Source organism: Pedobacter africanus, from assembly GCF_900176535.1.
In the GTDB taxonomy this organism is placed as follows: domain Bacteria; phylum Bacteroidota; class Bacteroidia; order Sphingobacteriales; family Sphingobacteriaceae; genus Pedobacter; species Pedobacter africanus.
In genome coordinates this window covers 209,155-220,730 of record NZ_FWXT01000001.1, presented here as the reverse complement: position 1 = coordinate 220,730, position 11,576 = coordinate 209,155, and the positions used below count along the sequence as shown (strand labels likewise).

Sequence of the window (11,576 nt, the reverse complement as noted above, 5' to 3'; positions counted from 1 at the left end):
TTTAACCATGAAATTTACGCCGATCCTTTCTTTTGTTTTGCTGATGCTTTTTGGCCCGGTCAATGCGCTGTATGCCCAGCAGACAGCGCAGCTCTACCTGTCGGGTACCGGAAACGACCATACCGTTAACTGGGATTTCTTTTGCACTGCCGGGATGAATTCCGGAAAGTGGACCAAAATAGCCGTTCCATCCAACTGGGAATTGCAGGGCTTTGGTAAATATGACTATGGCTTTGCAAAGGACAGTGTAAGAGGAAAGGAACAGGGCTTATATAAATTTAGTTTTAAAGTGCCTACCGGATGGAAAGGGAAAAAAATCAATATTGTGTTTGAAGGCGTAATGACGGATGCAGAGGTAAAGATAAACGGAAGAACTGCGGGCCCTGTGCACCAGGGTGCTTTTTATGTTTTTCGTTACGACATTTCAAGACAGTTAAAATATAATCAGGACAACCTCCTGGAGGTAAAGGTATCTAAACATTCCGCTAATAAATCGGTGAACGAAGCGGAGCGCAAAGCCGATTTTTGGATTTTTGGGGGCATATTCAGGCCGGTATACCTGGAGGCACTGCCGATGCAGCATATAGAAAGGCTGGCCGTAAATGCACAGGCCAGCGGGCAGTTTAATGCCGAACTGTCTACCACGGGAGAGGCCGATAAGCTCGGTGTGCAATTGTATGGGGCAGACGGCAAAAAGTATGGGAGCGAACTGAGCAATAGCATACAAAAGACCGGTAGGGCCAGTATATCAGGACGTTTTTCATCGCCTCTGCTGTGGTCGTCTGAACTTCCCAACCTTTATACTGCCGTATTTACCCTTTATCACAAAAATAAGGTGGTACATACAGTTTCCAAAAAAATCGGCTTTCGGACCATTGAGGTAAAACCAAGGGATGGTGTATTTGTAAATGGTGTAAAAATTAAATTTAAGGGGGTAAACAGACACGCTTTCCGGCCTGCTTCGGGCAGGGCGCTCAGCAAAACGAACAGCATTGAAGACGTCTTGCTGATGAAGGAAATGAACATGAATGCAGTACGCATGTCGCACTACCCGCCCGATGGGCATTTTCTGGATGTCTGTGATTCCCTTGGCTTATATGTAATGGATGAACTTGCAGGCTGGCATGGACACTACGACACACCAACCGGAACAAAGCTGGTAAAGGAAATGCTGAGGCATGACGTAAACCATCCTTCCATTATTTTCTGGGCTAATGGGAATGAGGGAGGGCACAACCGAGACCTTGATCCGGTTTTTGCACAGGAAGATATTCAAAAGCGTTCTGTTGTCCATCCCTGGGAAGATTTTAACGGTTTTGATACCCAGCATTACCGCGAATACAACTACGGCATAGGGAATTATCGTCATGGGCACAGCATCGTGATGCCTACGGAATTTTTACACGGTATGTTTGATGGGGGGCATGGGGCGAGCCTGGACGACTACTGGAACGACATGCTGTTAAACCCCTTATCGGCCGGAGGTTTTCTTTGGGATTTTGCAGACCAGGGCGTGGTCCGAACGGACAAGAACAACATTATTGACGCCGATGGCAACCGGGGTGCCGACGGCATTGTAGGCCCTTTTCATGAAAAAGAGGGTAGTTTTTTTACCATTAAAGAAATCTGGAGCCCGGTATTTTTTGAACGCCGGGAAATGACCGCCGGTTTTGACGGGGTATTTAACCTGGAAAACCGCTATCACTTTACCAATCTGAATACCTGCAGGTTCGACTGGAAACTGCTGAACCTGAAAACAAACGAAAAAATAACTGGCAATGCCAAGGCTCCCGATGTGAAACCATCAGAAAAAGGCCGCTTAAAGATCAGCCTGCCATCAAACTGGATAAACTATGATGTACTCTATATAACGGTCACAGACCTGCATGGAAAGGAACTGTTTACCTGGAGCTTTCCCATTATACTTCCTGTTAAGGAGGCTCGGCGACTGACCGGTGACAAAGCCGGGACGACAGTAACATTGAAGGAGACAGATTCTTTGTTTATTGCAGCTGCCAATGGCCTTCAGCTCAGCTTTAGTAAAAAAACGGGCGTACTTCGTGAAGTGAGGAACACAAATGGCCTCATTCCATTTGCAAATGGACCGGTTGTACAGGAAGGGGCTAATAATTTCAGTAACATTACACACCGTATGGAAGGGGAGCAGCTGGTTATCGAATCTGCTTTTGATCGAAAATCAGCCTACAATACGTTGAAGTGGACAATCTCTCCATCAGGAGTGCTTAAACTGACCGTAAAATATTTTCCTTCGGAGTACCTCAGCAATTTTGTGGGACTGAACTTTTCTTTCCCGGAAAGCCAGATGAAAGGGGTGGAGTATATGGGCATGGGCCCAAACAGGGTATGGAAAAACCGCCTGAAGGGAAACAGTTTCGGCATATGGAAAAAAGAATATAACGATACAGAAACAGGCGAAAGCTGGGTATATCCCGAGTTTAAGGGCTATCATTCCAATATGTACTGGTGCAAATTCATCACGAAAGCCAAGTCTTTTACGGTGGCAACCGAAAATGAAGACGTTTTTTTAAGGCTGTTCAGTGCGGCGTTTAAAACGGATCAGTGGCACAATTATGAGCCCCTTTTTCCATCGGGCAATATTTCTTTTATGCAGGGCATACCTGGCATTGGTACCAAAACACAGCGGGCCGACAGAAGTGGCCCTATGGCTATGAAGAACATCTTTTATGACTACGAAAAGGATCCTGCAAGAGCGCTGGATATTACATTGTATTTTGATTTTTTATTGAAGGATTAATTGCGTAAATTGAATGTAAGAGCTTGAAATAATGAAACTTAAAATAAATATATTGTTACTTGTCCTGCTCATGATCAGCTGTACTGCCGTCTTTGCGCAGGTGTCTTTGCACAACCTGCGCTGTGAGCTGCTGCAAAATCCACAGGGTATAGACATGCCCAATCCGGCATTGAGCTGGGAGCTCAGTTCCGGAGCAGGCGGAGCGCGTGGAGACTATAGGGAGCGCAACATTCAGCAGACCGCCTACCAGGTATTGGTGGCTTCTGCACCTGATCTCCTGACAGAGGGCAAGGCAGATGTCTGGAATTCAGGAAAGCTAAGCTCATCGGCCTCAATTCACATTATCTACAAAGGCAGTGCATTAAAAAGTAAAAACAAATATTACTGGACGGTTAAAGTCTGGACCAATAAAGGGGATAGTGTATGGAGCAAGCCTGCATCATGGTCGATGGGGCTGCTTCATTATAAAGACTGGGAAGGAAGGTGGATAGGCTTTGACCGTTTTTTTGCAAATGACAAGGAAAGTGAAGGGCGCTTATCGGCCCGGTATTTCAGGAAGGAATTTACAGCTACCAGGCCGGTTGCTTCTGCCACTGCTTATATTATGGGTATGGGCCTTTACGAACTGTACATTGATGGCAAAAAAATAGGCGAACAGGTGCTGGCACCTGCGCCTACCGATTATACCAAAAATATCAAATATAATACGCTGGATGTCACCACACAGTTGAAGCAGGGTAAACATGCGATTGGCGTGATATTGGGCAATGGGCGCTTTTTCGCTATGCGCCAGGCCAAGCCTTATAAAGTAAAAACCTTTGGATTTCCCAAATTGCTGATGCAGCTGGTGATTAGATACACCGACGGCAGTACTACTGTTATAAAAACAGACGACAGCTGGAAAGGTACTGCTGATGGGCCTATAATGGCCAATAATGAATATGATGGTGAACTTTACGATGCCCGCAAAGAGTTTAAAGGCTGGAGCGAGCCCGGTTATGAAGAAAGCAAATGGCTGAAAGCAGCATATGTACAGGAACCTGGTGGTACCTATGAAGCGCAGCTTAACGAGCCTGTAAAAGTAGTGAAGACCATTGCGCCCCTAACTATTGTTAAGCGGCCTGGTGGAAAATATATCCTGGATTTTGGGCAGAACTTTGCCGGCTGGGTAAGGTTTAATGTAAAAGGACCGCGGGGAACGGTGGTTTCATTACGCTTTGCAGAATCGCTGCAGGCCAGCGGAGAGCTGTTCAGAACTAACCTGCGCGATGCCAGGGCCACCGACACTTATATCCTTAAAGGCGAGGGCATGGAAACCTGGGCACCGAGGTTTACTTATCAGGGTTTTCGTTACGCAGAACTGAGCGGTCATCCCGGTACGCCGAAGAAAAGTGATTTTACCGGCTGCCTGGTGTTTGACGACATGCAGACCACAGGCAGTTTTGAATCTTCAAATGCCTTGTTGAACCAGATCTTTAAAAACGCTTGGTGGGGCATTGCTTCCAATTATAAGGGAATGCCGGTCGACTGCCCTCAACGCAATGAACGCCAGCCCTGGCTGGGTGACAGGACCATAAGCGCCTATGGAGAAAGCTTTTTGTTCGACAATACCGCATTGTATAAAAAATGGCTTGGTGACATCCGCTATGCACAAAAAGAAGATGGGGCCATACCTGATGTGGCCCCTGCGTTCTGGCGTTATTATAGCGATAACGTAAGCTGGCCCGGAACCTTGCTTTTTGTCGCAGATATGTTGTACCGGCAAACCGGCGATCTTGCTGTATTGCAGAAAAACTATCCCGCTGCAAAAAAGTGGCTAAGCTATATGCAGACCAGGTACATGAACGAAGAGGGCATTATTAGTAAAGACAGTTATGGCGACTGGTGTGCACCACCCCTTACCGCAGAAGCAGGTAAAGGTGTAAATGCGGATCAGAAGCATCCTAGTGCATTGATTGCTACTGCCTATTATTACCAGCTGATTAAGATGATGACTACCTATAGCGGGCTTACCGGTAACGAACAGGACAGTACCTTGTATGCTGACCTGGCTATAAAGCTGAGAAAGGATTTCAACAGAAAATTTTACAATGACCAGGGCTATTATGGCGGCAATACCTTAACCGACAACCTGCTGCCGGTGTATTTTGGTCTGGTGGAAGAAGTAAATAAAACCAAAGTAGCCCGGGAAATTGCCCGCATCATTGAAGAGAAAAATAATGGCCACCTCAGCACAGGTGTGATCGGAACAAATTTCCTGATGCGTACGCTTACCAGCATAGGCAGGGCCGATCTCGCTTACCGGATCGCTACGCAGAAGACCTATCCTTCCTGGGGCTATATGATTGAAAACGGAGCTACAGCCATATGGGAACTGTGGAACGGAGATACCGCCGCGCCAAAGATGAACTCCCAGAACCATGTGATGATGCTGGGTGACCTGCTGATCTGGTACTATGAAAACCTGGCGGGCATCAAGGCGGCTGCACCTGGCTTTAAAGAAATTGTGATGAGGCCCGAAATGATGAAAGGACTGGATAGTGTAAATGCAACTTACCGTTCTGTTTACGGAATGATCAGCAGCAGCTGGTCCAGGTCGTCAACCAGCTTTAAATGGGAGATCAGCATCCCGGCCAATACCACCGCCAGGATCAGTATTCCCACGAAATCTGCAGAGCATGTAACAGAAAGCGGCCGCAGTGCAAGGAAAGCAAAAGAATTGAAATTTATACAAATGGAAGGCAACCGGGCTGTATTTGAATTGGGCTCAGGGGATTATTCATTTACAACTGAACTATAATATGAAGATGAACAGAGGAATATATATATTGACACTATTGATTTGCCTGACCGGAACAGGGTTAAAGGCGCAATCGCAAAAATGGCGTTCGGGAATTGTTACAGACGAGTTTCTGTATGATAAAGCACCTTTTCCTTCCTGCCATTCCGCTACCATTGCCGAAACCCCGACGGGGCTGGTTGCTGCTTATTTTGGCGGCACCAGGGAGCGCCATCCTGATGTGGAGATCTATGTCAGTCGCCAGCAGAACGGAACCTGGCTTGCGCCAGTTTCGGTGGCCAACGGTATTCAAAGTGATCAACAGAGGCTGCCTACCTGGAATCCGGTATTGTACCAGGTGCCGGGAGGCGATTTGCTGCTGTTCTATAAAATTGGCCCAAAACCTTCAGAATGGTGGGGTATGATGCGCAGTTCCAAAGACGGGGGCATTACCTGGTCGGAAGCTACAAAACTTCCTGAAGGGTATATAGGGCCTGTTAAAAACAAACCGGTGCTCCTGAACAACGGAAATCTGTTTTGCCCTTCAAGCAAAGAAGGCGATGGCTGGAAGGTTCACTTTGAGGTGACTAAAGATAATGGCAAAAGCTGGCGAACCGTTGGTCCTGTTGCGGGGGGCGGACTGGATGCCATACAGCCAAGTATTCTCGATCACGGGCAGGGGAAATTACAAATTCTGGCCAGGAGTCGGAATAGGGCGTTGGTAGAATCCTGGTCGGACAACAACGGAGAAACCTGGTCGCCCCTGGCCAAAACCAGCTTGCCAAACAACAATTCCGGTACCGATGCGGTGACCATGAAAGACGGCAGACATGTGCTGGTATACAACCATGTGCTGCCTCCGGGAAACCTGGCCAAAGGACCGCGTACCCCGCTAAATGTAGCGTTATCTAAAGATGGGAAGACATGGTATGCGGCGCTGATTCTTGAAGATTCGCCCATCAGTCAGTATTCCTATCCTGCCGTAATCCAGACTTCAGATGGAATGCTGCACTTCATTTATACCTGGAGGAGGGAAAAGATCAAACATGTGGTGGTTGACCCCGCCAGATTGAAGCTTAAAAAGATAGTGAATGGCATATGGCCAAGCGTAAAAGGCTATACTGCACCGGTGATTACCGAAACTAAAAATGAGGAGCCCTGAGATGAAACACCTTACTTTATTTTTGCTTTTTGGAGTTTTGCTGTTTTTAAGCCCTGTAAGCGCTCAAATGCAAAATTCTGATTCATTATACCGCCTACCGCTTAAAACTGTTTTAGCGGAAATAGAAAGCCGTTTTAAAGTAAAAATAAAATATAATGACAATCAGGTAGCAGATCGCTGGGTCAATTATGCGCTGTGGCGGTTTCGGCCGGGTGTGGAAGAAACCCTTGCCAGTGTGCTGGCTCCCCTGGATATGAAGGCGAACAGGGAAAAGGAGGGGCTTTATAAACTGAAGGAATACGAATATTACCGCTGGCAGGTACAGGAAGGACAGGAAATGCTCAATTATTTGTCGACCCTGTACCAAGACAAATCGAGCTGGGAACAGCGTAAGGCACTGATCAGGCCCTGCCTATATGCAGCACAGCAATTGTCGCCCATGCCTGCAAAGCCTGTTGCAAAACCTATCCTTACACCAAAAAGAATGATGGAGGGGTATACGGTAGAAAACATTGCGATTGAAATATTGCCGGGCCTTTATGTGAACGGGTCTTTATATAAACCTTTGCACATGCGAGGTAAGGTACCGGTGGTATTGAGTCCGGATGGTCATTGGGGACAGCAACGTTACCGGGCCGATTGCCAGATCCGTTGTGCCATGATCGCCAGGATGGGTGCAATGGCCATTAGTTACGACCTGTTTGCCTGGGGTGAATCATTGCTGCAGTTCAAGGCCGAAGACCATAGGCGCAGCCTGGCTCAAAGTATACAGACCTTGGGCGGTATCAGAATACTGGACTATGTGCTATCGCTCAGAGAAACAGACCCGGATAGGGTAGGGATCAGCGGCGGTTCCGGAGGTGGAAGTCATACGGTGCTTTTGGCAGCCATGGATGACAGAATTAAACTAAGTATTCCGGTAGTCTCTTTATCTTCTTCATTTTATGGTGGTTGTCCTTGTGAAAGTGGCATGCCTATACACCTTTGTGCCGGCAGTACAAACAATGTGGAACTGGCGGCTATGGCTGCGCCTAAGCCTCAGCTTGTGGTATCAGACGGGAAAGACTGGACCGCAAGTGTACCCGATCATGACCTGCCTTTTCTGAAAAAAATCTATGCTTATTATGCTGCGCAAAGCCAGGTACAGAACGTACACCTGCCCGAAGAAGGACACGACTTTGGCCCTTCAAAGCGCAGGGCACTGTACGACTTTCTGATCGAACATTTTAAGCTGAACGGAAAGGCAGTAAAAGATAACCAGGGTAACTATGATGAAAGTAAATGCAGCATAGAGAAAGAACCTGCGATGTACGTATTTGGCGATAAGGGCGAGCGCCTGCCCGCTAATGCAATAAAGGGGTTTGAACAACTGGAAAAGGTATTTAAAGCAAGTATATCAAAATGAGTAAAGCAGAGAACAGACGTGATTTTATAGGGAAAATGGCCCTGCTTGCAGGGGGACTGGTGCTTAGCGGGCCCTATACGGCACTTATTGCCGGGGTAAATGGTAAAAAGCCACGTTATAAGGTTGCCGTAATAGATTTAATGCTTTTGAAACGCCAGAAACTGGGTGCCTTTGAGCTGAGTAAACAGATTGGTGCGGATGGGCTGGAACTGGATATGGGTGGGTTAGGGACCAGGGATACTTTTGACAATAAACTGGCCGACCCTATGCTAAGGCAGCAATTTATGGATAAAGCAAAGGAACTCGGGCTGAAGGTCTGTTCACTGGCCATGACCGGCTTTTATGCTCAATCGCTGGCTACCAGACCTACCTATCAGCAGATGATCGGTGATTGTATTGCTACGATGAAGGCGATGAAAGTAAAGGTAGCTTTCCTTCCGCTTGGGGTTCAGGGCGACCTGGTTAAAAATCCCGGGTTAAGACCAGCCCTGGTAGAACGTTTAAAAGTAGCCGGAAAAATGGCTGAGGCCGCAGGCGTGGTGATTGGTATTGAAACCGCACTAGATGCCAAGGCTGAGCTCCAGCTGTTAAAAGACATAGGCTCAGGAGCTATCAAAAGTTATTTTAACTTTTCCAACGCCATCAAAAATGGCCGCGATGTGAGCACAGAACTTCGCATACTGGGTAAAAAGAACATTATACAGATCCATTGTACCAACGACGATGGGGTATGGCTGGAGAATGATCCGAAAATAGACCTGAAAGCCATACGGAAAACCCTGGACGACATGGGCTGGCGGGGCTGGCTGGTGGTTGAACGTTCCAGGGATGCCAAAGACCCCAGGAATGTGAAGTGGAATTTTACTGCAAATACAAAATACGTGAAGTCTGTTTTTCAATAGGATATCCATGAGAAAAATGAAGATCCGGGTTTTCATGCCTGCATTGATGGCTTTGCTGCTGATGGGAAGTACAAACCTGTATGCTGTGGATATCTATGTCTCCCCGATCGGGAGAGATGACAATGAAGGTACAAAAGACAGGCCACTGGCTACACTAAATCACGCCCTGCGTAAAGTACGTGAGCTGAGGCGTTTAAACGACCCTGCCGTTAAAAGCGGAATCCGTATCATTATGGAAAACGGAATTTACAGACTGGCAGAACCAGTAGTCATCCGCCCTGAAGATTCGGGTACGGCCGATAGTCCCACACGCATCATTAAACCTGCAGGTGCAGTAGCCGTGTTGAGCGGAGGAAAGCCATTGAAAGGATGGGAAAAAGTACAGCATGCGTTGCCTGGCGTCCAGAATGAAGTTAAAGTGAAACTTTGGATGATTGATATAGCTGATCTGGATGACAATAATTTAGAATTCAGGCAACTTTGGATTGACGGTAAAAAGGCCATAAAAGCAAGAGACCGTAACCACGGCGAAATGGAGCGCATTTTAAGCTGGAATTTTCCCGCAAAAACCTGCAGGATTCCTTTGCCGAATGGAAAAGATCTGGGCAATGTAAGCGGAATGGAGATGGTGATCCAGCAATGGTGGGCCATTGCCAATTTGCGCATAAAGTCTGTAAAAATACAAGGAAGGGAAGCAGAGCTGAGCTTTATGGAACCGGAAAGCCGTGTACAGTCGGAACATCCCTGGCCTGCGCCCTGGATCTCTGCCAAAACCGGCAATTCCCCTTTTTATCTTAGCAATGCCATACAGTTTCTGGATGAACCGGGTGAATGGTATGCAGACCGGCAGAAAGGTAAACTCTATTACTGGCCGCGGCAAGGCGAAAACATGCAGCAGGCTGAGGCGGTTGTACCCTACCTGGAGACCCTGGTGAAAATGGAAGGTACAATAGATCATTCGGTAAGCTATGTATTTTTTGAGGGTATATCTTTCCAGCACGCAGGTTGGCTCAGGCCCTCGCGTTTTGGTCATGTACCGCATCAGGCTGGAATGTACATGCTGGATGCCTATAAACTGAAGATTCCGGGCACACCCGGTAAAAAGACTTTGGAAAACCAGGCCTGGGTAGGTCGCCCTGCAGCCGCAGTAGAAGTGAGTTATGCGCATCATACGGGATTTGAGGGATGTAGTTTTGAACATCATGCCTCTACAGGGCTGGATTATAAACGCGGTACATACAACAATAAGGTGAACGGTAACCTGTTCAGGGATATCGGAGGTAGCGGCATCCTGGTGGGCACCTTTTCTGATGAAGCAACTGAGGTGCACCTGCCTTACAACCCAAAAGATGAAAGGGAAATCTGTACCAATGAAAGCATTACAAATAACCTGGTTACCGATGTGACCAACGAGGATTGGGGATGTGTTGGTATAGGCGCAGGTTTTGTAAGGGGAATCAATATTGCAAATAACGAGATCAGCAACGTAGCCTATTCAGGCATCAGCATGGGTTGGGGCTGGACACCCACTGCCAATGCCATGCGCAACAACACCATCCGGGCCAATAAGATCCACCATTACGGTAAATATCTCTACGACGTATCCGGCATTTATACCCTTTCTGCACAGCCAGGTTCAGTGATCTGCGACAATTACATTGACAGCATTTACAAAGCCCCCTATCCACACGATCCGGAGCACTGGTTTTACCTGTATACCGATGAAGGCTCGGCTCATTTTACGGTAAGGAACAACTGGACCCCCGCAGAGAAATATCTGCAGAATGCCAACGGGCCGGGAAATGTCTGGATCGGTAACGGACCTAAAGTATCCGATACTGTTAAACTTAAAGCTGGTATTCAGGATAATTATACTTATTTGTTGAAATACAGAAATTTAAAATTATTTGATCAACCGGTAAACAGTGTTGAATCCGGGAATGGAAATGAGATTGTCATAGAGCTGATACTGCTTGTAGGTACTGCACAGTTTAAAGATCTTGTAGCTGAAATATGCCGGGAAAAAGGCGTGCCGGCATCGGCCATTTACAGCTGGAAAAACCGCCTGCTGGTGTATGCAACTATCGCCAATCCTGAACCGCTGATGAACCAGTTCAGGCAAAGGATAGCAGGGGCAGAAGTGCGGCTGTACCAGGATCTGGTTTACAAATTTGAGACTAAGGTACACTGCGGCAGGGAACCGGTAAAGGAGTGGGACAACATTATTTTGAGCACTAACCTGGTTAAAAACAAAAGCCTGCAAAAAGAGTATCTGCGGTACCATGCTACACAGTTTGAAAAATGGCCGGAAGTGGCCAGTGGTTTTTGCAATGCAGACTTTCAGCAACTGCGCATATTTAAGTTGGACAGGCAGCTGATGCTGATCATCAGCATCCCGAAAGGGGCCAGTCTGGACGAATTAAACCCCCGTACTACATTGAACAATCCCAGGGTGGATGAATGGAACGGGCTGATGAAGAAATACCAGGAGGGGATTCCCGGAACAAAACCCGGAGAAGTCTGGGTGTTTTTTGATAAGAATAACTAGAAAA

Annotated in this window: 6 protein-coding genes; all 6 read left to right on the top strand. The window is 47.2% G+C overall.

The genetic code is table 11. From position 1 onward, the window contains the following. Positions 1-7 precede the first annotated feature (7 nt). The 6 genes from B9A91_RS00750 (at position 8) to B9A91_RS00725 (ending at position 11,572) form a co-directional block, all read left to right on the top strand. Positions 8-2,776, top strand: coding sequence for a glycoside hydrolase family 2 protein (locus B9A91_RS00750; protein ID WP_084236464.1), 2,769 nt, complete (start codon positions 8-10; stop codon positions 2,774-2,776). Between the two features lie 31 nt (positions 2,777-2,807). Continuing rightward, positions 2,808-5,576: an alpha-L-rhamnosidase gene (locus tag B9A91_RS00745; RefSeq protein WP_084236461.1), complete on the top strand. Its 2,769-nt coding sequence runs from the start codon at positions 2,808-2,810 to the stop codon at positions 5,574-5,576. A 7-nt stretch (positions 5,577-5,583) separates the two neighbouring features. Next, positions 5,584-6,717, top strand: a complete 1,134-nt coding sequence (locus B9A91_RS00740; RefSeq protein ID WP_200815592.1) for a sialidase family protein — start codon at positions 5,584-5,586, stop codon at positions 6,715-6,717. 67 nt (positions 6,718-6,784) lie between these two features. Continuing rightward, complete coding sequence (locus B9A91_RS00735; RefSeq protein WP_235012346.1) at positions 6,785-8,122, top strand: acetylxylan esterase; 1,338 nt, start codon at positions 6,785-6,787, stop codon at positions 8,120-8,122. Further along, entirely contained in the window at positions 8,119-9,024 is a 906-nt protein-coding gene (locus B9A91_RS00730; protein WP_084236454.1) for a sugar phosphate isomerase/epimerase family protein, read from the top strand. Before B9A91_RS00735 ends, B9A91_RS00730 begins: the two co-directional genes overlap by 4 nt. Positions 9,025-9,031: 7 nt before the next feature. Then, entirely contained in the window at positions 9,032-11,572 is a 2,541-nt protein-coding gene (locus B9A91_RS00725; protein ID WP_084236452.1) for an L-rhamnose mutarotase, read from the top strand. The last annotated feature ends 4 nt before the right edge of the window (positions 11,573-11,576 follow it).

Excerpts from the sequence above, each read along its gene's own strand:
- B9A91_RS00725 (WP_084236452.1), top strand. The coding sequence starts at position 9,032 with ATGAGAAAAATGAAGATCCGGGTTTTCATGCCTGCATTGATGGCTTTG.
- B9A91_RS00745 (WP_084236461.1), top strand. The coding sequence starts at position 2,808 with ATGAAACTTAAAATAAATATATTGTTACTTGTCCTGCTCATGATCAGC.
- B9A91_RS00735 (WP_235012346.1), top strand. The coding sequence starts at position 6,785 with ATGCAAAATTCTGATTCATTATACCGCCTACCGCTTAAAACTGTTTTA.
- B9A91_RS00740 (WP_200815592.1), top strand. The coding sequence starts at position 5,584 with ATGAACAGAGGAATATATATATTGACACTATTGATTTGCCTGACCGGA.
- B9A91_RS00750 (WP_084236464.1), top strand. The coding sequence starts at position 8 with ATGAAATTTACGCCGATCCTTTCTTTTGTTTTGCTGATGCTTTTTGGC.
- B9A91_RS00730 (WP_084236454.1), top strand. The coding sequence starts at position 8,119 with ATGAGTAAAGCAGAGAACAGACGTGATTTTATAGGGAAAATGGCCCTG.